Source organism: Cellulosimicrobium sp. MI9406, from assembly GCF_040595865.1.
GTDB classification, from domain to species: Bacteria; Actinomycetota; Actinomycetes; order Actinomycetales; family Cellulomonadaceae; genus Cellulosimicrobium; species Cellulosimicrobium funkei.
This window is the reverse complement of sequence record NZ_JALIZI010000001.1, coordinates 279,325-300,225: the sequence shown is the minus strand read 5'-3', so window position 1 is coordinate 300,225 and position 20,901 is coordinate 279,325. Positions and strand designations below refer to the sequence as shown.

Sequence of the window (20,901 nt, the reverse complement as noted above, 5' to 3'; positions counted from 1 at the left end):
CCGGGGCGGGGTCGTGAGCACCGGGGCGGTCGACGGGCGCCGCGTCCTCGCGGCGCGCCTCGCCGCGCAGCGGCTCCGCTCGCCCGACCTGTCTGACGTGCCGACCGCCGTCGGGCACCTCGTGGCGGTGCAGGGGCAGGAGTTCCACCCCGCCCTGTGGGGCCTCACACGGCGGCTGCGGCCCGACGCGCGGCCGGGCGCGGCGGGCGCGGTCGCCGCGTGCGACCGCGGCGAGGTGCTGCGCACGCACGTGCTGCGGCCCACGTGGCACCTCGTCCGGCCCGACGACGCGCGCTGGCTCCTCGAGCTCAGCGCGCCCCGCGTCCACCAGGCCAACGGGACGCTGTACCGGCAGGTGGGGACCGCCGGGCACGGGCCGGAGACCGACCTCGTCGTCGCGGCCGTGCAGGAGCGGCCCCGCACGCGCCGCGAGCTCGCGGGGCTGCTCGCCGCGCACGGCCGCCCGCTCGAGGGCATCGCGCTCGGCTACGTGCTCATGCGCGCCGAGCTCGACCGGCTGCTGGTCAGCGGGCCGCTCGACGGCAAGCAGCAGACGTACGCCGCGTTCGACGACCGCGTCCCGCCCGGCTACGGGCCGCTCGGCGAGCGGTTCGACCGGGACGCCGCTCTCGTCGAGCTCCTGCGCCGCTACCTCGCGAGCCGCGCGTACGCGACGGTCAAGGACGTCGCGCAGTGGTCGGGCTTCACGCTCACCGACGTGCGGCGCGCGCTCGACCTGCTCGACGACGAGGTCGTGGCCGTGCCCGGGGCGGGTGCGCTCGACGGGCTGACGCTCTGGCGGCTCGCGGACCCCGGCGACCGGGTACTCGACCCCGCTCCGTTCGTCGGTGCGCTCGCGCCCGACGGCGACCCCGCCCGGCCGGTCGTCGACCTGCTGCAGAGCTACGACGAGCTCTTCCAGTCCTTCGGCGAGTCGCGCAGGGTCGTCGTGGCCGACGGCGTCGACCTCGGCGACCGGCTCGGGTCCTTCATCCATGCCGTCGCGGTCGACGGCGTCGTCGTCGGGCGGTGGCGCTGGGTCGTCGGGACGCGCGACGTCGTCGTCGAGCCGCAGTGGCGCCGCGCGCCGTCGCTCGCGGAGGAGGAGGCGTTCGCCGCCCAGGTGGACGCGGTCCGCACCCACTGGGGCACGCTCCTCGCGTGACGAGCCGCCGAGCACGGGATCCGCGACCGGATCGGCCCCGAGACGGTCGCCGACCCCGTGCTCGGGGTGGTGAGACCGGGGGCGCGGGATGGGTGGTCTGGGAGGGGGGAGTGGCAGGGTGGAGGGCGTGACGAACGTCGACGCTCCGCGTCTCGCTAACTGGGCCGGGAACCTCACCTACGGGTCCTCCGGGGTCGCACACCCCGCGAACCCGGAGGAGCTCGCCGACGTCGTGCGGCGGTCGGCGCGCCTCAAGGCCCTGGGGTCGCGGCACTCGTTCGGGGACGTCGCGGACACGACGGGCACGCACGTCGTCCTCGACCGGTACGACGACGGCCGCGCCCCCGTCGAGGTCGACCCGGCCTCGGGCGTGGTGTCGGTCGCGGCAGGCCTGCGGTACGGCGACGTGACGCGGCACGTCCAGGCGGCGGGCCGGGCGCTCGCGAACCTCGCGTCGCTCCCGCACATCTCGGTCGCGGGGTCGGTCGCGACGGCGACCCACGGCTCGGGCGACGTGGTGGGCTCGCTGGCGAGCGCCGTCGTCGGGATGGAGCTCGTCACCGGCGACGGCGAGCGCCGGACGCTGCGGCGCGGCGACGCGGACCTCCCCGGCGCGGTCGTGGCGCTCGGGGCGCTGGGCGTCGTGACGCGCGTCGAGCTGGAGACGGTCCCGACGTTCGACGTGCGCCAGGACGTGCACGTCGGGCTGCCGTGGGACGCGGTGACGGCGCACTACGACGAGATCACCGCGTCGGCGTACTCGGTGAGCCTCTTCACGGACTGGGGGCCCGACGGCGTGCAGCAGGTCTGGCGCAAGTCCCGCCTCGCGCCGGGGGAGCCCGGCGTGGCGCGGGCGGACCTCTTCGGTGCGGCGCCCGCCACGACGATGCTGCACCCCCTGCCCGGCATCGACCCCGTGCACTGCACGCCCCAGCTCGGCGCGCCCGGCCCGTGGAACGAGCGGCTGCCGCACTTCCGGCTCGACTTCACGCCGAGCAACGGCGCCGAGCTGCAGTCGGAGTACCTCGTGCCGCGCGCCCGGGCCCAGGAGGCGTTCGCCGCGATGCGCGACCTCGGCCCGCGCGTCACCCCGCTGCTCCAGGTGGGGGAGATCCGCACCGTCGCGCCCGACCCCGAGCCGCTGTGGCTCAGCCCGTTCGACGGCCCGACCGTCGGCGTGCACCTCACGTGGAAGCCCCTGCCCGACGACGTCGCGCGCGTCCTGCCCGACGTCGAGGCCGCGCTGCTCCCGCTGGGCGCGCGCCCGCACTGGGGCAAGCTCTCGCACGCGCTCGTCCACGACCCGGGCACCGTCGCGGCGCTCTACCCGCGCGTCGACGACTTCGGCGCGCTCGCGCAGCGCTACGACCCGCAGAGCCGCTTCCTCGGCGGGTACGTCGAGCGTCTGCTCGCGGGCTGAGCACCGCCGTCGGCTCGCACGGTGCCCGACTGGTCGTTACGGTCGTCCGAGCACCGAGAGGCTCGCCGCCGCGCCGACCCGCGCGGCGCCCGCGCGGGCACGGCACGACAGAGGTACCGAGGAGAACTGTGGCAGCGACCGACACGGCCGGCGGCGACCCCGCGACCCAGCAGCCGCGCGAGGAGTGGACCGGGCAGGTCGGCTTCATCATCGCGGCCATCGGCTCGGCGGTCGGGCTGGGGAACATCTGGCGGTTCCCCGGCGTGGCGTACGAGAACGGGGGCGGGGCGTTCCTCGTGCCGTACCTCGTCGCCCTGCTCACCGCGGGCATCCCCATCCTGTTCCTCGACTACGCGATCGGGCACCGCTTCCGCGGCTCGGCCCCGACGGCGTTCCGGCGGATCGCGCGGTGGCTCGAGGGTCTGGGCTGGTTCCAGGTGATGATCTGCTTCGTCATCGCGCTCTACTACACCGCGGTCATCGCGTGGGCCGTGAGCTTCTTCGTCTTCTCGTTCGACCTGCGCTGGGGCGACGACCCGGCCGCGTTCTTCACGGGCGACTACCTCCGGCTCGCCGACCCGGGCGTCAGCCTCGAGTTCGTGCCGGCGGTGCTCGTGCCGCTGGTCGCGGTCTGGGTCGTGACGATCGTCGTCCTCGCGCTCGGCGTGGCGAAGGGCGTGCAGCGCGCGAACACGGTCTTCCTGCCGCTGCTCGTCGTGGCGTTCGCGGTGCTCGTGGTGCGCTCGCTGTTCCTCGAGGGCGCGGCGGACGGGCTGAACGCGCTGTTCACCCCGGACTGGTCGGCGCTCGGCGACGCCAACGTGTGGATCGCCGCCTACAGCCAGATCTTCTTCTCGCTGTCGATCGCGTTCGGGATCATGGTCACGTACGCGTCCTACCGCCGACGCCGGTCCAACCTCACGACGCCGGGGCTCGTCGTCGCGTTCTCCAACTCCTCGTTCGAGATCCTCGCCGGCATCGGCGTCTTTGCGACGCTCGGCTTCCTCGCGCACGAGCAGGGGGTCGGCGTGGGGGAGCTCGAGGGCATCAGCGGGCCCATCCTCTCGTTCGTCACGTTCCCCGCGATCGTGTCGCAGATGCCGGGCGGCCCGATCTTCGGTGCGCTGTTCTTCGGGTCCCTCGCCATGGCGGGGTTCACGTCGCTGCTGTCCATCCTCCAGGTCGTGTCCGCGGGGTTCCAGGAGAAGTTCGGCTGGACCCCGCGACAGGCGTCCGTGCGCCTCGGCGTGGTGAGCGCGGTCATCTCCGTCCTGCTCTTCTCCACCACCACCGGCCTCGTCGCCCTCGACACCGCCGACCAGTGGGCCAACAACATCGGCATCGTGGGGTCCGCCGTGCTCATGTCCGTCCTCGTGCTGTGGGTGCTGCGGCGCGGACCGGAGCTGCGCTACCACCTCAACGCCGTCTCGACGTTCCGCCTCGGCCCCTGGTGGCAGGTGCTCGTCGCCGTGCTGGCCCCGCTCGTGCTCGGCTACATGCTCGTGTCCAGGATCGTCACGCTCGTCGTCGACGGCTACGAGGGGTACCCCGCCTGGTACCTCGCGCTCGTCGGGTGGGGCGCGATCGCGTTCATGGTGCTCGCCGCGCTCGTGCTCACGGCGATGCGCTGGCGCCGCAGCCCCGACGACTTCGTCCCCTGGCCGCCGTACCCGCCGGGTGACGCCTCTGCAGGGCCGGGCCGGGCGCCGTCGGGCCGCGGGACGACGGGCCGCGCGACGGCCTCGACCGGTGCCGACGGGGAGGAGACCCGATGACCACCTCGGCCGTGATCCTGCTCGTGCTCGCGATCGTCGTCGTGTGGGGCGGGCTGCTCGTCGCGATCCTGCGGCTGCGCGCCCAGCCCGAGCGGGCGGACTACCCGCCCGGGGACGAGGACGACCACCGCGAGGACGAGGCGCCGGTCGAACGCGACACGTAGCCCGCGCGGGCCCGCGCCGAGCGCGCCACAGGCGGGTGCGGTTCGTCACGGTTCGGCGTCGATGTCCCCGCCGGTTTGGTGAGCGGGGCCGAACGGCCCCACACTCGTGCGCAGGTGCCGCGCACCGCCGGGTCCTCTGTTCCCCGTACGTTCCTCTGCCCTCACGGGCCGGGTGCTGACGTAACACGACGGAGACGATCGGTGTCTACGCTGCCCCTGCCCGGCCCCCACCGATCGGAGACACCATGCGTACGACCCCGCGCAAGCTCCCCCTCACCGGTCTCGTCGCGCTCGCCGCGACGAGCACCCTCCTGCTCGCCGCGTGCACCGACGCGTCCCAGACCGGGACGGACGGCAGCACGTCGGGCTCCGGTGACGAGACGTCGGCGGCGCCGTCGTTCGACCCGTCGACCGTCGAGGTCGACGACGCGGCCGCCGCGCTCCTGCCCGAGGACGTCGCCTCCGCGGGGACGCTCGTCGTCGGCTCGAACACCGAGTACGCGCCCGCCGAGTTCATCGACGCGGACGGCAAGACGCCCATCGGGTTCGACATCGACGTCATCAAGGCCGTCGGCGCGACGCTCGGGCTCGACGTCGAGGTCCAGTCGGCCGACTTCCCGGCGATCATCCCCGCGCTCGGCACCAAGTACGACGCCGGGATCTCCTCGTTCACCATCACGGAGGAGCGCATGCAGGAGGCGAACATGATCGCCTTCCTCAACGCGGGCTCCGCGTACGCGGTCGCGTCGGGCAACCCGGACGACATCGACCCCGAGAGCCTGTGCGGCGTGACCGTCGCCGTGCAGACGGGCACGGTCCAGGACGAGGACATCGCCGTGCAGAGCCAGGCGTGCACCGACGCCGGCGAGGAGAAGATCGACATCCTCCAGTACGACTCGCAGTCCGACGCCACGACGAACGTCGCGGGCGGCAAGGCGCAGGTCCTCTACGCCGACTCGCCGGTGATCGGCTACGCCGTCGAGCAGACGGGCGGCCAGCTCGAGCAGCTCGGCGACGTGTTCGACAGCGCGCCGCAGGGCGTCGTCGTCGCGAAGGACGACACGGAGCTCGCCGCCGCGATCCAGGCAGCCCTGCAGTCGCTCATGGACAGCGGCCAGCTCGAGGAGATCCTCGGGGCCTGGGGCAGCGGCGACGCGGCCCTGGAGACGGCCGAGCTCAACCCGTCCGTCGGCTGACGACCCCCTCGCCAGCTCCCGTCCGTCCCGCCGTCCCGCGGGCGCCCACCCGGCGCCCGCGGCCGGCGGCCGGGACGACCGCGCGGACGACGACGACCGCGTGGCCCGGCTCGTCCCCCGAGCCCCGACCCCCCGAGGTGCACCATGACGACCGGTAGCTCCCCCCGCGGCGCCGCCGCCGGACCGGCCGACGACCCGGTCCCCGACCGCATCCACGCCGTCCCCGTCCCCCGGCCCGGGCGGTGGATCTCCGCCGCCCTGCTGCTCGTGCTCGCCGCGATGGCGGCCAACGCGCTGCTGACGAACGAGAAGTTCCGGTGGGACGTCGTCTGGCTGTACTTCCGCGACGTGACGGTCGTGCGCGGCGTGGGCTGGACGCTCGTGCTGACGTTCGGCTCGATGCTCATCGCGATCGTCCTCGCCGTGCTCCTCGCGATCATGCGGCGCTCGGACAACCCCGTCATGCGGTCGGTGAGCTGGGGCTACATCTGGTTCTTCCGCGGCACGCCGATCTACACGCAGCTCGTGTTCTGGGGCCTCATCTCGGTGCTCTACCCGCGCCTGAGCCTCGGCATCCCGTTCGGGCCGGAGTTCTTCGAGTTCCGCACGGCGGACCTGTTCACCGCGTTCGTGTGCGCGCTCATCGGGCTCTCGCTCAACGAGGCGGCATACCTCGCGGAGATCGTGCGCGCGGGCCTCGGGTCGGTCGACCCGGGCCAGACCGAGGCCGCGAAGGCGCTCGGCATGAAGGACGGCAAGATCCTCACGCGCATCGTGCTGCCCCAGGCCATGCGCGTGATCGTGCCGCCCACGGGCAACGAGACGATCTCCATGCTCAAGACGACGTCGCTCGTCCTCGCGGTGCCGTTCACGCTCGACCTGCAGTACTCGACGAACGCGATCGGCAACCGCCTCTTCCTGCCGATCCCGCTGCTCATGGTCGCCGCCATCTGGTACCTGCTCATCACGAGCGTCCTCATGGTCGGCCAGCACTACGTGGAGCGGTACTACGGCCGCGGGTTCGGCACGCAGACGCCGACGCGGCGCCGCGGGCGCGGCCCGGGCGGGCGCGGGCGCAAGCCGAACCGGCAGGACCTCATCGCCGCGTCCGGCACGACGAAGGACGACCCCTTCCTGGAGGTGACCCCGTGAGCGGGACGCACGACACGGCATCCGCGGCGCCCCGGACCTCCCCGGAGGCGGGCCGCTCCACCGACGCCACCCCGATGGTGCAGGTCGAGGGCCTGCACAAGATGTTCGGCGACCTGCACGTGCTCAAGGGCGTGGACCTCGAGGTCGCGCGCGGCTCGGTGTGCGTCGTGCTCGGGCCCTCGGGCTCGGGCAAGTCGACGCTGCTGCGCTGCGTCAACGAGCTCGAGGAGATCACGGGCGGCCGCGTCCGGGTCGACGGCGAGCTCATGGGCTACCGCGAGGTCACCAAGGACGGCCGCACGCGCCTGCACCGCCTGCACCCCAAGGTCGTGGCGCGGCAGCGCTCGCGCATCGGCATGGTGTTCCAGCGCTTCAACCTGTTCCCGCACATGACGGCGCTCGAGAACGTCGCGGAGGCGCCCGTCCAGGTGCGCGGGCTGAGCAAGGCGCAGGCGCGGGCGCGCGCGTCCGAGCTCCTGGACCGCGTGGGCCTCGCCGACCGCGCCGACCACTACCCGGCGCAGCTCTCCGGCGGTCAGCAGCAGCGCGTGGCCATCGCGCGGGCCCTCGCCATGGATCCCGAGCTCATGCTGTTCGACGAGCCGACGTCGGCACTCGACCCCGAGCTCGTCGGCGAGGTGCTGGCCGTCATGCGCGACCTCGCGCGGTCCGGCATGACGATGATGGTCGTGACGCACGAGATCGGGTTCGCGCGCGAGGTCGCCGACACCGTGGTCTTCATGGACGAGGGTGTCATCGTCGAGCAGGGCAGCCCGGAGCAGGTGCTCGGGGACCCGCAGCACGAGCGCACGCGGTCGTTCCTCGCCCACGTGCTGTAGACGGCGTTCGGCACCGGCGAGCGAGCCTCGCGAGACCGGCCCGGCGCCCGGGCCGACCCTCGACGGGTCGACCGCGGGCAGGTGGGTCGGTCTCGCGCTCAGCCGGCGCGGCGGCGGCGCGGGAGCGCGGGCGCCCCGTGCGCGGGCGCGAGGCGGGGCGAGAGCCCCGTGGGGCGGGCGACCGTGACCATCTCCCCGCTGAGCGCCCGGCCGAGGTGCACGAGCGGCAGCATGTTCTCGTGCTCGACCACGAGGGCGTCGTAGATCGGGGTCTCGCTGTCGGGGGTGGGAGAGGAAGATCGCGTCAGCACGCCTCCCACTGTCGGTGAGGGACGTGTGTTCCGCGACCGGAAGCGGTGACGTGTCCGTGAGGCGTTCGTGGAGACCGCCGGGTCACCAGCCCCAGTCGCCCCAGTCCCAGCCGCCCCCGCCGCCGTCCCCCTCGCCGCCGTCGTTCCCGTTGCCGCCGCCGTTCCCCGGCCCGTTCCCCGGACGCTCCTTCTGCTCGCGGTCGTCCTGCTCCTTCTGGCGGTCGTCGAGCTCCTGCGAGCGCTTCGCCGCGTCCTCCTCGGCCTGCGCGACGGCCTCCTCGCGCTCGGTGAGCCGGGCCGTCGCGGCGTCGAGCTCGGCACGCTGGGCGTCGAGGTCGGCCCGCTCGGACTCGAGCTGCTCGCGCTCCGCCGCGACCTCGCTCTGCACGCGCTGCGCCTCGGCCCGCTCGCGCTGCGCCTCGCCCTGCGCCGAGAGCGTGAGGCCGATGCCCACGAGCAGGCCGACCGCGACGCCCGCGAGGCCGACCGCCGTCGGGACGAGCCAGCGCCGCCCCCGCTCCGGCGCGTGGTCGCCGTCGTCGTCGGCCGCGGGCAGGGCGAGCGGCCCCACCGGGACGACGCCGGAGCGCCCGGCCCGGGCCGGGACCGTCGGGGCTGCACCCGGGGTGGCGGACGGCGTCGGGCGGGCGGCGGGGACGGGCGTCGCCGGGCGGGCGGCGGGGACGGGGACGGGCGACGGGCGCGCGGCCGGGTCGTCGAGCATCCCGCCGAGCGCGGGGAGGATCATCGTCGAGCTCGCCACGGGGTGGTCCTCCACGGCGCCCCGGGCCGGAGGGGCGGCCGGGACGGCGGCCGCGACGCGCGTCGCGTCGGCCTCGGGGCCGACCGCCGGGGTCGCGCCCGACGAGCGGGCGCGCAACGACCGGCGGGTCGGCGCGCCGGACCCGACGGGCAGCGGCTCGGTGCTGTGCAGGACGGGCGCCTCCGGGGGCGGCACGGGCCCGGGCGCGGGGGCGGCGTCGTCGGCCCAGAACACCCACCCGGGCGGGGGCGGCGGCCAGGACGGGTCCGGGTGCCACTCGGTCGTCGGGGTGAAGCCCGCGGGCACGGGCCACCCCGGCGGCGGTACGAAGCGCACGGCCATGGGTCCTCCTTCGGTGGCGCCCGCCGCGCGGGGGCGGGACGCCGGGAGCCGCGGGGCTCCCGTCCGGCGTGGACGTGCCGCGGCGACGTCCGACGACGACGTCCGGGCGGGACGTCCGACGGGAACAGTAGGGGAGCCCCGCCCGTCGGCACGAATCGCCTCATCCCGGGCACGGGTCGGCCGGGGATGCGTGATGGGGACGCGGAGGACGGCGGGCGGTCCTGGGTGCTCAGCGGGTGGTCGGTGGGCGCGGCGGGCGGAGGGGCCGGTGCGGGTGGGTGGCGCCGACGCGTGGGTGGCCGCTGGTAGAACGGACGCAGACCGACGGACGGTCGGCGGCGACGGCCGTCGGCGGCCGTCCCGAACCGGAGGTGTGCGTGTTCCTCGTCGACGAGCCGGTGCTGCGGGCCGCGACCGTGGCCGACCGGGCCGGTGCCGGCGCGGCGCCACCCCGCGAGCAGGCGCTCGTGCTGTCGGCGAGCGACCTCGTCGTCGCCGCGGACTGCGAGTACCGGCTCCTGTGCCGGCTCGACGAGCAGCTCGGGCGGGCGCCCCGCCGCGAGGAGGGCGAGGACGCGATGCTGGCCCGCACGGCCGAGCTCGGCGCCCGGCACGAGCGCGCGGTGCTCGCGGGCTACGAGGCCGAGCACGGCCTGTTCGACCCGGCGACCGGCCGCGGCGTCGTGCACGTCGAGCCGCCGCGCGGCACCTCGTGGGACGAGCTCGTCGCCGCACAGGCGCGCACGCTCGCCGCGGTCGAGGCGGGGGCGGACGTCGTGCACCAGGCCGCCTTCTTCGACGGCGCGTTCCACGGCCGGGCCGACTTCCTCGTGCGCACCGGCACGGACGACGCGGGCGCGGCGCGCTACGCCGTCGTGGACGCCAAGCTCGCGCGCCGCGCCAAGGTCCCCGCCCTGCTCCAGCTCGCGGCCTACGGCGACCAGCTCCTCGCCGCGGGCGTCCCCGTGGACCCGGACGTCTCGCTCGTCCTCGGCACGCGCGAGCGCACGTCGCACCGCCTGGCCGACCTGCTGCCCGTCTACCGGGACCGGCGCGAGCGGCTCGTGCGCCTGACGGCCGAGCACGTCGCGCGCGAGGGCCGCGCCCCGTGGGACGACCCGGCGGTCCGCGCGTGCGGGCGCTGCGCCGACTGCCGCGCCCAGGTGGAGGCGCGCCGGGACGTGCTCCTCGTCGGTGGCGTGTACGAGTCGCAGCGCGCGGCCCTGCACGCGGCGGGGATCCGGACGATCGACGAGCTCGCCGCCGCGACCGACGAGACGCCGGTCCCGGCCGGGATGAGCCGGTCGACCTTCGCGCGCGTGCGACGCCAGGCCGCGCTCCAGCTCGGCACCGGCCCGTCCGACGGCACGGTCGTGTGGGCCGACGCGTCCGGGCCGCACGAGCTGTCGTGGCGCATCGACGACCCGGCGCCCGTGCTCGCCCTGCCGGAGCCCAGCCCGGGCGACCTCTTCTTCGACTTCGAGGGCGATCCGCTGTGGACGGACGCCGGCGGCACGAGCTGGGGGATCGACTACCTGTTCGGGTGGGTCGAGCGCCCGGCGACGCCCGAGGGCCGGCCACCGTTCCACGCCCTGTGGGCGCACGACCTCGCGGCGGAGCGGGACGCGCTCGTCGCGTTCGTCGACCACGTCAACGCGCGCCGCCGCGTCCACCCCGGCCTGCACGTCTACCACTACGCCGACTACGAGCGCGCGCACCTGCTCGCGATCGCCGCGCGGCACGGCGTCTACGAGGAGGAGGTCGACGACCTCCTGCGCGACGGCGTCCTCGTCGACCTGTACGCCGTCGTGCGGCAGGCGCTGCACGTGTCCGACCGCTCGCGGTCCATCAAGAAGCTCGAGCCGCTCTACATGGGCGACGAGCTGCGCACCGGCGACGTGACCACGGGCGCCGCGTCCGTCGTCGCGTACGCCGACTACACCGCCCTGCGCGACGCGGGCCGCAGCGAGGAGGCGGCCGAGCTCCTGCAGGGGATCGCGGACTACAACCGGTACGACTGCGTGTCGACGCTGCGCCTCGCCGCGTGGCTGCGCGAGGCGGCCGCGGCGGTCGCCGGGACCGCGGGTCGCGACGCCGACGCCGCGGCCACGACGGCTGGCACGGCCACGACTGCTGGCACGGCCACGACGACCGGCGTGGCGGCGGGCCCGGGCGCCGCGAGCGCCGCGGCTGCCACGACCGGTGCGCTCGCCGAGACCGAGACCGAGACCGAGACCGGGGCCGGGGAGCGCGAGCGGTCGTCCGCGGTGCTGCTGGAGGAGGAGATCCGGCAGGCCGTCGGCGAGGACCGCGCGCGGCGCACGGCGGACGAGCAGGCGCTCGCGATGTACGGGGCGGCGGCCGGATACCACCGGCGCGAGGCCAAGCCGTTCTGGCACGAGCACTACTCCCGCCTCGCGCTCCCGCCGGACGAGTGGCTGGGGCGGCGGAACGCGTTCCTCGTCGAGCAGGCCGAGGTCGTCTCGGGGTGGGAGGTCGAGCCGGGACGGCGCACGTGGTCCCGGCGCCTCGAGCTCGTCGGACGGCTGCCCGAGGGCAGCGACCTGCGCGTGGGCGTCGCCCCGTTCGTGCTCTACGACCCGCCCCTGCCGCCGTGCGCCCGGACGGCCGTCGACGGCGTGCGGGGCTGGCTCACCGGCGGGGTGATCCTCGACGCCGGGCGCCGCGCGACGCCGGCGGGCGAGCGCGACGTTCTGGTGGTGCGCGAGCAGCTCCCGACGAGCGCGGAGCCGTTCGACGCGACCCCGGTCGCGCTCACCCCGTCGCCCGGGCCGGGCACGAAGCCGCTCGAGGCCGCGACCGAGGAGGCCGCACGCCGCGCTCTCGCCGCCTGGCGAGCCACGGGCTCGCTCCCGCGGGACGCCGCGACCGACCTGCTGCTGCGCCGGCCGCCGCGCCTCGTGCCCGCCGGTCCGGCCGCGCCCGACGTCGCCCCGGGCGGAGTCGCCGCAGCCGACGGCGTCGGCAGCGTGACGGGCGGCGCGCTGCCGCCCGTCACGGACGACGTCGTCGACGCGGTCACGGCGGCCGTCGAGCGGCTCGACGACTCGTACCTCGCGGTGCAGGGCCCGCCCGGGACGGGCAAGACGTACGTCGGCGCGCGGGTCGTGGCGCGGCTCGTCGCGCAGGGGTGGCGTGTCGGCGTCGTCGCGCAGTCCCACGCCGTGGTCGAGAACCTGCTGCGCGCGGTCGTGCTCGGCGCGAGCGTGCCGCGCGAGCTCGTCGCGAAGAAGCTCGCGACGGACGGGCCGTCGCCGCGCGCCGTGTACGCCGAGCTCGACGGCGCCCACCTCGCCGCGTTCGCGGCCGAGCCGGGGCCGCGCGTCGTCGGCGGCACCGCGTGGGACTTCGCCGCCGAACGGCTGCCCGCGGGCACGCTCGACCTGCTCGTCGTCGACGAGGCGGGCCAGTTCTCGCTCGCGAGCACGGTCGCGGTCGCACGGGCGGCCCGCCGCCTGCTCCTGCTCGGCGACCCGCAGCAGCTCCCGCAGGTCAGCCAGGGCCGTCACCCGGAGCCCGCCGACCGCTCGGCGCTCGCCTGGCTCGCCGACGGCCACGGGGTGCTGCCCCCCGAGCGCGGGTACTTCCTCGCCACCACGTGGCGCCTGCACCCGGACCTCGCCGCGGCGGTCTCGACGCTCTCCTACGAGGACCGGCTGCGGGCGCACCCGCTCGCCGCGGCCCGCCGCCTCGACGGCGTCGCGCCCGGCGTGCGGCAGGTGCTCGTGGAGCACGCGGGCAGCACCGTGCGCTCGACGGAGGAGGCGGCCGAGGTCGTGCGCCAGGTCGCGGACGTCCTCGGCCGGTCCTGGACGACGACGGTCGACGGCGTCGCGCACGAGCGTCCGCTCGGGCAGGGCGACGTGCTCGTCGTCGCCCCGTACAACGCGCAGGTGTGGGCGGTGCGCGGCGCCCTGCGCGACGCGGGCTACCCGGACGTCGAGGTCGGGACGGTCGACCGGTTCCAGGGCAAGGAGGCCCCGGTCGTCATCCTCACGCTCGCGGCGTCGTCCGGGCACGAGGCGTCGCGCGGGCTCGGGTTCCTGCTGTCCCGGAACCGCCTCAACGTCGCGGTGTCGCGCGCCCAGTGGAGCGCGGTCGTCGTGCGCTCGCCGGGGCTCACCGACACGCTGCCCCGCTCGGCCCGCGGTCTGGAGGAGCTCGGCGCGTTCCTCGCCCTCACGTCCTGATGGGCGGCGGCGCCCGGCCACGGGCCACCGGAACCGCCCACACCGGAAGCCGGAGCCTTCGGCCGGAACCGTCCATACCGGAAGCACCCGCCGGAACCACGGGCCGGTGCGCGTCGTTGGTCGGGGAGTGAGCCGTACCGGCCACGACCCCGGCGCGAGCGCACCGCTCGGCGCCCCCACCCCCGGAGGACGACCCATGGGATTCCTGGACCGGCTCCTCGGCCGCGAGCCGCGAGACCACGGCGGCGCGCCGCAGCACTCGGGCCCCTACGGCGCCCAGGCCCCGACGCAGCCCGCGAACCCCTACCCGACGCAGTACCCGGCCCAGCAGCCCGCGTACGGCAGCGCCCCGCAGGACGCCCGGCCCGCGGCCGGGCAGCGCACGCCGGACCAGGTGGCGATCGACCGCTACCGCTACCTGCTGCGCACCGCCCCGCCGGACGCCGTCGAGCAGGCGCACGCCGAGGCCTTCGCGCGGCTCACGCCGGAGCAGCGTCGGCAGGTGCTCGCCGAGCTCGGCGAGCAGGTCCCGGCGGGCGAGCGGGCGACGTCGGACACCCCGCAGGACCTCGCCCGCATGGCGACGCGGGCCGAGATGCGGCAGCCCGGGACGCTGGAGCGCACCTTCGCGGGCCGGGGCCAGGCGGGCCCCGGGTTCGGCGCGATGGTCGGGTCGAGCCTGCTGGGCACGATCGCGGGCGTCGTCATCGGGTCCGCCGTCGCGAACGCCCTGTTCGGGCCCGCGTTCGCCGACCCGAGCCAGCCCGTGGCCGAGGACGCGGCCGCCGAGGACCCGGGCGCCGGCGAGGACCCGGGTGCCGCCGAGGGCGGCGCTGACGGCGGCGCCGTCGAGGCGTCGGGCGGGGAACCCGCGGGCGGTGCCGACGGCGGCTTCGACGACGGCGGCTTCGGCGGAGGTTTCGACGGCGGAGGCTTCGACGACTTCGGCGGCTTCGGCGAGTTCTGAGGCCGCCCCGCCTCGCTGCCCGGAACGCACGAGTGCCCCCGACCGGACGGTCGGGGGCACTCGAGGAACGATCGATCGGTGCGGCGAGCCGCTACCGAGGAGATCGGGTCAGACGGGGCGGATGTTCTCCGCCTGCGGGCCCTTCGGGCCCTGCGTCACGTCGAACTCGACGCGCTGGTTCTCCTCCAGCGTGCGGAAGCCCTGCGACTGGATCGCGGAGTAGTGCGCGAACACGTCGGCCGAGCCGTCCTCGGGGGCGATGAAGCCGTAGCCCTTCTCGCTGTTGAACCACTTCACGGTTCCGGTAGCCATTGTTACTCCTTCAAGAGTGTGGAAACACCCCCCGCGGGCGCAGGGGAGTACATCACGGTGTTCGTCGTCAACTCTTGGGTAACAAGGTCCGCCGGGCACCCGCCGGGTGGCGGTCACGTCGACGCGAGGACAAGCGAGGCACTGCAATCTCGGAGACAACCGTACATGGTAGGCCCCCTCTTGGCCATGGGTTGCCGCGAGCTGTTGTGCCGTCCCCCGCGGCGTCCGCGGTGGCAGGTGCGGGGAGCGCGCGGGGAGGCGCCCGGAAGGCCCCCGGACACTCCCCGTGAGGCGCCCGGAGAGCGTGACCGGGAAGCGCGTCGAGGACTCAGAACGGGACGTTCGTACCGTTCACGGAACGAAACGAGACCCTTGCGTTACGAGTCGGTAACAACTCCCTGCGTCCCACGAAACCCGATCCGCCTACGTTCGCGTCACCCAGGAACGCGGAGGCGCCCCCTCCCGCGGATTCGTGGGTCCGGAGCCCTCCGAGATGCCGCGGAGGGCTCCGGACGGCGCGACCGCGGGGAGGTTTCGTCCCCGGGTGACCTGTGTCACTATTCAGCACGCAATTCAGTGTTGAATTCAGCGATCGACCGCGGAGAGAGGCGGCTTGGCTGCCTCCGCGGGGATCAGGACCACGGAGGTTGGCATGCATCGCACAGCACGACGGGCGAGCGGGGGTGCCGCCCTGCTCCTCGCGGCCACCCTCGTCCTCACCGCCTGCGGTCCCCAGTCCCAGGGCGGCGGCGACGAGACGACCGGGACGTCGACCGAGACCGACGACGGCGGCGGCTCGGCCGACCTGAGCATCGTCCCGTCGGTCCAGATCGACATCGACGGCGCCGAGGTCGAGGCGACCGCGGCCGGCAACCCGGTGGACCCCGCCGGCGACGGCAGCGCCGAGTGCGCCGAGGGCACCTCGATCGCGGTGGCCGGAGCTCTCACGGGCCCGAACGCCGCGCTCGGACTCAACATCCAGTACGGCGCCCAGGTCGCGGTGGACGCGTTCAACGAGGCGAACCCGGGCTGCCAGGTCACGCTCAAGCCGTTCGACACCGAGGGCGACCCGCAGAAGGCGACCCAGGTCGCGCCGCAGATCGTCGGCGACGCGAGCGTGCTCGGTCTGCTCGGCCCCGCGTTCTCGGGCGAGACGGCCGCCACGGGCGACGTGTTCAACCAGGCGGGCCTGCTGTCGCTCACGGCGTCGGCGACGAACCCCGACCTCACGAAGAACGGCTGGACGAACTTCTTCCGCGGTCTCGCGAACGACGCCGTCCAGGGCCCGTCGGTCGCGAAGTACCTCGTCAACACGAAGGACTTCGGCAGCGTCTGCGTCGTGTCCGACAACTCGGACTACGGCATCGGCCTCGCGCAGCAGATCACCGAGGGCCTGGGCGACGCCGCGAACGAGGACTGCGCCGCCGAGGTGAAGACCGGCGACAAGGACTTCTCGGCCGCCGTCCAGATCATCTCCGGCGCCGACGCGGACGCCGTCTTCTACGCCGGCTACTACGCGGAGGCCGCGCCGTTCGTGCAGGGTCTGCGCGACGGCGGCGTCGACATCCCGTTCGTCTCGGCGGACGGCACGAACGACCCGCAGTTCGTCTCGCAGGCGGGTGCCGCGTCGAAGGGCGCGATCCTCTCCTGCCCGTGCGGCCCGGCCCCGGAGGACTTCGCGGCCACCTACGAGGAGACGAACGGCCAGGCGCCGGGCGTGTACTCGGTCGAGGGCTACGACCTCGCGACGATCATGCTCACGGGCATCGCCTCGGGCGTGACCGACCGTGCGGGCCTGATCGACTACGTGGCGAACTACTCCGGTGAGGGCCTGGCCCGCGCCTACGAGTGGGACGACACGGGCGAGCTCGCCTCGGCGCTCATCTGGATCTACGAGGTCCAGTAGTCCGACGACGACGGGCGCCCCGCCCCGACGTCCCCGCCCCGCGCGGGGACCGGTCGGCGGGGCGCCCGTCGTGGACCACGACCTCGTACCCCAGAGAACGAACCAGGGAGCGTCATGCCCGCTCTTGCTGACGCGCTGATGCACAGCGCGACCGCCGGCCCCCTCGTCCACCAGTCCCTCATCGACTTCAACATCGCGGGCCTCGCCCGGAACTTCTGGGGCCTCACCATCGAGGGCCTCACCTACGGCGCGATCTACGCGCTCGTCGCCGTCGGCTACACGCTCGTCTACGGCGTGCTGCGGCTCATCAACTTCGCCCACTCCGAGGTCTTCATGCTCGGCATGTTCGGGCAGTACGCGACGCTCATGCTGCTCGGCTTCTACCCGAGCGGGAACGCGTACGACAAGGGCATCGCCCTGACGGTGCTCTACCTCGGCATCGCGATGCTCGGCGGGATGCTCGTCGCGGGCGGTGCCGCCGTCGGGCTGGAACGCGTGGCGTACCGGCCGCTGCGACGGCGCGGCGCGCCGGCGCTCGTCTTCCTCATCACCGCGATCGGGATGTCGTTCATCATCCAGGAGTTCGTGCACTTCGTGCTGCCGAAGCTCACGGGCGGCACGCTCGGCGGCGTCAACGCGCAGCAGCCGATCCGGCTGGTCCAGCCCGAGGTGCAGTTCACGATCGGCGGCGCGCCGGTCACGAACATCACGCTCGTCATCATCCTGTCGGCGCTGGTCCTCGCGCTCGCGACGGACATGTTCATCAACCGGACGAAGTTCGGCCGCGGCATCCGCGCCGTCGCGCAGGACCCGGTGACCGCGACCCTCATGGGCGTCTCGCGCGAGCGCGTCATCATGCTGACGTTCCTCATCGGCGGCATCCTCGCCGGCGCGGCCGCGCTGCTCTACACGCTGCGCGTGCCCAACGGGATCATCTACTCCGGCGGCTTCATCCTCGGCATCAAGGCGTTCTGCGCCGCGGTGCTCGGCGGCATCGGCAACCTGCGCGGCGCACTGCTCGGTGGCCTGCTGCTCGGCGTCATGGAGAACTACGGCCAGGTCGTGTTCGGCACGGAGTGGCGCGACGTGGTCGCGTTCGCGCTCCTCATCATCGTCCTGATGTTCCGCCCGACGGGCATCCTCGGGGAGTCGCTGGGGAGGGCCCGCGCATGAGCACCTCGACACCTGCACCCGGCCCCGCCCCCGACGGCGGTCGCCCCACCGCGATGCCGCCCGCCGGCCGTGTCGCGACGAAGGACCGGCCGCACAGCGGAGTCGGCGACCGGCTGCGCCTGTGGTGGGACGCCCAGGCCCGGCCCACGCAGTGGGCGATCGGCGTGCCGTTCCTCCTCTTCCTGGCGCTCGTGCCGATCCTCAACATCCCGGTGCTCACCACGGTGGGCACCAACTTCGGCGGGGTGATGGCGCAGTTCGGCATGATCGCGCTCATCGCCATCGGCCTCAACGTCGTGGTGGGCCAGGCGGGCCTGCTCGACCTCGGCTACGTCGGCTTCTACGCCATCGGCGCGTACACGGTCGCGATCCTCACGAGCCCCGACAGCCCGTGGAACCAGACCGACGAGTGGCTGTCGAAGGACTGGGCGTGGCTCGCGGCGCTGCCGATCGCGGTCGCGATCACGTCGTTGTCCGGGCTGATCCTCGGCTCGCCGACGCTGCGCCTGCGCGGCGACTACCTCGCCATCGTCACGCTCGGCTTCGGCGAGATCGTCCGCCTCCTCGCGGACAACCTCGACGAGCTGACGGGCGGCGGCCAGGGCCTGCGCGGCGTCGCCTACCCCCGGGTGGGCGTCACGGAGGAGCTGCCCAACGGCGTCTTCTCCGCGGGGAACGCCGCGGGCACGCTCAACTCGGGCGTGTGGTGGTACTGGCTGAGCCTCGTGTTCATCGTCATCTCGCTGCTGCTCGTGGGGAACCTGGAGCGCTCGCGCGTCGGGCGCGCCTGGGTCGCGATCCGCGAGGACGAGGACGCGGCCGAGATCATGGGCGTCCCGACGTTCCGCTTCAAGCTGTGGGCGTTCGTCATCGGGGCGTCGATCGGCGGTGTCGCGGGCGCGCTCTACGCCGGGCAGGTCCAGTTCGTCATCCCGACGAACTTCAACGTCATCAACTCCGTGCTCTTCCTGTGCGCCGTCGTGCTCGGCGGCCAGGGGAACAAGCTCGGGGTGATCCTCGGCGCGTTCATCATCGTGTACCTGCCGAACTTCTTCCTCGGCCGCACGGAGCTGTTCGGCATCCCGATCAACGGCAACGAGATCGCGAGCTACCGGTACCTGTTCTTCGGGATCGCGCTGGTCGTGCTCATGATCTTCCGTCCGCAAGGGCTCCTCCCCGTCCGGCAGAAGCTCCTCGCCTACGGGCGCGAGCTCTACGTCGCCGCGCGGCGCGCGGCGCAGGCCGTCACGCGGAGCGGGTCCGACGACGGCGCCCGCCCGGGCTCCCCGGCGGTCGCCACGGCGTCGGGCGGCTCCCGCGCGACGCGCGCGACGGGCACGACGACCGGGACCGGCGCAGACGGCACCACGACCGGGGAGGAGACCCGATGAGCACCCACGACCCCGGCGGCATCGGCGCGGGCGGCGAGCACGGCGACGAGCACCTCGCGTCGTCCGGCCGCGCCGACTCCTCGCGTGCCGACCTGTACATGCCCGGAGCCGTCCTCGAGGAGCCGGCGGTCGTCGACGTCGCGGACGTGCGCCCCGAGCTCGCGAACCCCGAGCTCGTCGACGCGATGGTCGCGCCGGACCGCACGGTCCACGCGCGCGTCGGCGAGCCGCTGCTCCAGATGCAGAACGTCACGGTCCAGTTCGGCGGCCTCGTCGCGCTCGACGACGTGACGTTCGACATCCGGCGCGGTGAGATCCTCGGGCTCATCGGCCCGAACGGCGCGGGCAAGACGACCGCGTTCAACGCGATGACGGGCGTCTACCGGCCCACCCAGGGGCAGGTCGTCTTCGACGGCTCCCCGGTGGGCAAGCTCAAGCGCTACCGGATCACCCAGCGCGGCATCGCCCGCACGTTCCAGAACATCCGCCTGTTCAACGAGATGACGGCGCTGGAGAACGTCGTCGTCGGGTCGGACGCGCGGCACCGCACGTCGGTCCCCGGGGCGCTGCTGCGCACGCCGCGGCACCGGCGCGAGGAGCGGGACGCGATCGACCGGGCGCTCGCGCTGCTCGAGTTCGTGGGCGTCGGCGGGCGGGCGACGGAGAAGGCGCGCAACCTCTCGTACGGCGACCAGCGCCGGCTCGAGATCGCGCGGGCCCTGGCGACCGAGCCGAAGCTGCTGTGCCTCGACGAGCCGGCGGCGGGCTTCAACCCGGCGGAGAAGGAGTCCCTCATGGACCTCATCCGCCACATCCGCGACGACGGGTACACCGTGCTGCTCATCGAGCACGACATGCGCCTCGTGCGCGGGGTGACCGACCGGATCGTCGTGCTCGAGTTCGGGCGCGTCATCGCGGACGGCACGCCGGACGAGGTCACGAACGACCCCAAGGTCGTCGCGGCGTACCTCGGCGTGCCCGACGAGGAGCTGGCCGGCCCGGACGGCGTCGGGCCCGCGGCCCCCACCACCGAAGGAGGCAGCGGCCATGCCCCTGCTTGAGCTGCAGGACATGACGGTCGCCTACGGGCGGATCGAGGCCGTGCGCGGCATCTCGATCACCGTCGAGGAGGGCGAGCTCGTCACCCTCATCGGGGCCAACGGCGCCGGGAAGACGACGACGATGCGCGCCATCTCGGGCATCCGCCCGGTAGCGCGGGGCAAGGTGCTCTTCGACGGCAAGGACATCACGAAGATGAAGGCGCACCTGCGCGTGCTCGAGGGCATCGTGCAGGCGCCCGAGGGCCGCGGCATCTTCCCCGGCATGACGGTCGTCGAGAACCTGGAGATGGGCGCGTACGCGCGCACGTTCGCGTCGAAGGCCGAGCACGACGAGACGGTCGAGCGCGTCTTCGACCTCTTCCCGCGGCTCGCGGAGCGGAAGGAGCAGGTGGGCGGCACCATGTCGGGTGGCGAGCAGCAGATGCTCGCGATCGGGCGCGCGCTCATGGCCCGGCCGCGGCTGCTGCTCCTCGACGAGCCGTCGATGGGGCTCGCGCCCATGGTCATCCAGCAGATCTTCCGCATCGTGTCGGAGATCAACGCGCAGGGGACGACGGTGCTGCTCGTCGAGCAGAACGCGCAGCAGGCGCTGTCGCGCTCGCACCGCGCGTACGTGCTCGAGACGGGTGAGGTCGTGCGCAGCGGCGGCGGGCGCGAGCTGCTCGCGGACTCGAGCATCAAGGAGGCGTACCTCGGCGTCGCGTGACGGGCGCGCGCACGGCCGGACGTGCCGTCGGACGCTGCCCTAGGCTG

The 20,901-nt window shown here is 74.3% G+C and carries 17 protein-coding genes; 14 read left to right on the top strand and 3 right to left on the bottom strand.

All coding sequences use genetic code 11. The features are described from left to right. Positions 1-13: 13 nt before the first annotated feature. The 7 genes from MT994_RS01275 to MT994_RS01245 all read left to right on the top strand — a co-directional run bounded on the left by MT994_RS01275 (position 14) and on the right by MT994_RS01245 (position 7,711). Positions 14-1,165 carry a crosslink repair DNA glycosylase YcaQ family protein gene (locus MT994_RS01275; protein WP_354804761.1) on the top strand — a complete coding sequence of 384 codons (1,152 nt, stop codon included), beginning with the start codon at positions 14-16 and terminating at the stop codon, positions 1,163-1,165. A gap of 127 nt (positions 1,166-1,292) precedes the next feature. After that, positions 1,293-2,585 carry an FAD-binding protein gene (locus MT994_RS01270; RefSeq protein WP_354804759.1) on the top strand — a complete coding sequence of 431 codons (1,293 nt, stop codon included), beginning with the start codon at positions 1,293-1,295 and terminating at the stop codon, positions 2,583-2,585. 128 nt (positions 2,586-2,713) lie between these two features. After that, a complete protein-coding gene (locus MT994_RS01265; protein ID WP_354804757.1) occupies positions 2,714-4,360 on the top strand; it encodes a sodium-dependent transporter in 1,647 nt (548 codons plus the stop codon). Next, positions 4,357-4,524, top strand: coding sequence for a methionine/alanine import family NSS transporter small subunit (locus MT994_RS01260; protein WP_081600093.1), 168 nt, complete (start codon positions 4,357-4,359; stop codon positions 4,522-4,524). Before MT994_RS01265 ends, MT994_RS01260 begins: the two co-directional genes overlap by 4 nt. A 245-nt stretch (positions 4,525-4,769) precedes the next feature. Further along, entirely contained in the window at positions 4,770-5,720 is a 951-nt protein-coding gene (locus MT994_RS01255) for an ABC transporter substrate-binding protein (RefSeq protein ID WP_021483556.1), read from the top strand. 144 nt (positions 5,721-5,864) lie between these two features. Further along, the gene (locus MT994_RS01250; RefSeq protein WP_034655424.1) at positions 5,865-6,872 is read left to right on the top strand and encodes an amino acid ABC transporter permease; all 1,008 of its coding nucleotides are present in this window, start codon (positions 5,865-5,867) and stop codon (positions 6,870-6,872) included. A gap of 74 nt (positions 6,873-6,946) precedes the next feature. Continuing rightward, positions 6,947-7,711 carry an amino acid ABC transporter ATP-binding protein gene (locus MT994_RS01245; protein WP_043656078.1) on the top strand — a complete coding sequence of 255 codons (765 nt, stop codon included), beginning with the start codon at positions 6,947-6,949 and terminating at the stop codon, positions 7,709-7,711. 98 nt (positions 7,712-7,809) lie between these two features. Here the strand turns inward: MT994_RS01245 and MT994_RS01240 are convergent, their stop codons facing one another. Then, complete coding sequence (locus tag MT994_RS01240; RefSeq protein ID WP_128082896.1) at positions 7,810-8,022, bottom strand: hypothetical protein; 213 nt, start codon at positions 8,020-8,022, stop codon at positions 7,810-7,812. A gap of 82 nt (positions 8,023-8,104) precedes the next feature. After that, entirely contained in the window at positions 8,105-9,127 is a 1,023-nt protein-coding gene (locus MT994_RS01235; protein WP_354804754.1) for a hypothetical protein, read from the bottom strand. Between the two features lie 377 nt (positions 9,128-9,504). On the opposite strand from MT994_RS01235, the gene MT994_RS01230 reads away from it, so the two are divergent. Continuing rightward, entirely contained in the window at positions 9,505-13,338 is a 3,834-nt protein-coding gene (locus MT994_RS01230) for a TM0106 family RecB-like putative nuclease (RefSeq protein WP_354804753.1), read from the top strand. A 196-nt stretch (positions 13,339-13,534) separates the two neighbouring features. Next, positions 13,535-14,305 (top strand): hypothetical protein, encoded by a 771-nt coding sequence (locus MT994_RS01225; protein ID WP_354804751.1) that lies wholly within the window; start codon positions 13,535-13,537, stop codon positions 14,303-14,305. Positions 14,306-14,413: 108 nt separating this feature from the next. On the opposite strand, the gene MT994_RS01220 is transcribed toward MT994_RS01225, so the two are convergent. Beyond that, positions 14,414-14,617 (bottom strand): cold-shock protein, encoded by a 204-nt coding sequence (locus MT994_RS01220; RefSeq protein ID WP_009861351.1) that lies wholly within the window; start codon positions 14,615-14,617, stop codon positions 14,414-14,416. Positions 14,618-15,269: 652 nt separating this feature from the next. On the opposite strand from MT994_RS01220, the gene MT994_RS01215 reads away from it, so the two are divergent. The 5 genes from MT994_RS01215 to MT994_RS01195 all read left to right on the top strand — a co-directional run bounded on the left by MT994_RS01215 (position 15,270) and on the right by MT994_RS01195 (position 20,854). After that, a complete protein-coding gene (locus tag MT994_RS01215) occupies positions 15,270-16,523 on the top strand; it encodes a branched-chain amino acid ABC transporter substrate-binding protein (RefSeq protein WP_354804748.1) in 1,254 nt (417 codons plus the stop codon). A gap of 114 nt (positions 16,524-16,637) precedes the next feature. Further along, a complete protein-coding gene (locus tag MT994_RS01210; protein ID WP_043657230.1) occupies positions 16,638-17,696 on the top strand; it encodes a branched-chain amino acid ABC transporter permease in 1,059 nt (352 codons plus the stop codon). Beyond that, entirely contained in the window at positions 17,693-19,087 is a 1,395-nt protein-coding gene (locus tag MT994_RS01205) for a branched-chain amino acid ABC transporter permease (protein ID WP_354804746.1), read from the top strand. The genes MT994_RS01210 and MT994_RS01205 overlap by 4 nt, the downstream gene beginning before the upstream one ends. A 185-nt stretch (positions 19,088-19,272) precedes the next feature. Beyond that, entirely contained in the window at positions 19,273-20,148 is an 876-nt protein-coding gene (locus MT994_RS01200) for an ABC transporter ATP-binding protein (protein ID WP_228074992.1), read from the top strand. Continuing rightward, positions 20,135-20,854 carry an ABC transporter ATP-binding protein gene (locus MT994_RS01195; protein WP_021483127.1) on the top strand — a complete coding sequence of 240 codons (720 nt, stop codon included), beginning with the start codon at positions 20,135-20,137 and terminating at the stop codon, positions 20,852-20,854. The genes MT994_RS01200 and MT994_RS01195 overlap by 14 nt, the downstream gene beginning before the upstream one ends. Positions 20,855-20,901: the final 47 nt, after the last annotated feature.

Bases quoted from the DNA above. Each gene is read 5' to 3' on its own strand.
- MT994_RS01260 (WP_081600093.1), top strand. From the start codon at position 4,357: ATGACCACCTCGGCCGTGATCCTGCTCGTGCTCGCGATCGTCGTCGTG.
- MT994_RS01255 (WP_021483556.1), top strand. From the start codon at position 4,770: ATGCGTACGACCCCGCGCAAGCTCCCCCTCACCGGTCTCGTCGCGCTC.
- MT994_RS01250 (WP_034655424.1), top strand. From the start codon at position 5,865: ATGACGACCGGTAGCTCCCCCCGCGGCGCCGCCGCCGGACCGGCCGAC.
- MT994_RS01245 (WP_043656078.1), top strand. From the start codon at position 6,947: ATGGTGCAGGTCGAGGGCCTGCACAAGATGTTCGGCGACCTGCACGTG.
- MT994_RS01235 (WP_354804754.1), bottom strand. From the start codon at position 9,127: ATGGCCGTGCGCTTCGTACCGCCGCCGGGGTGGCCCGTGCCCGCGGGC.
- MT994_RS01225 (WP_354804751.1), top strand. From the start codon at position 13,535: ATGGGATTCCTGGACCGGCTCCTCGGCCGCGAGCCGCGAGACCACGGC.
- MT994_RS01220 (WP_009861351.1), bottom strand. From the start codon at position 14,617: ATGGCTACCGGAACCGTGAAGTGGTTCAACAGCGAGAAGGGCTACGGC.
- MT994_RS01215 (WP_354804748.1), top strand. From the start codon at position 15,270: ATGCATCGCACAGCACGACGGGCGAGCGGGGGTGCCGCCCTGCTCCTC.
- MT994_RS01210 (WP_043657230.1), top strand. From the start codon at position 16,638: ATGCCCGCTCTTGCTGACGCGCTGATGCACAGCGCGACCGCCGGCCCC.
- MT994_RS01205 (WP_354804746.1), top strand. From the start codon at position 17,693: ATGAGCACCTCGACACCTGCACCCGGCCCCGCCCCCGACGGCGGTCGC.
- MT994_RS01200 (WP_228074992.1), top strand. From the start codon at position 19,273: ATGGTCGCGCCGGACCGCACGGTCCACGCGCGCGTCGGCGAGCCGCTG.
- MT994_RS01195 (WP_021483127.1), top strand. From the start codon at position 20,135: ATGCCCCTGCTTGAGCTGCAGGACATGACGGTCGCCTACGGGCGGATC.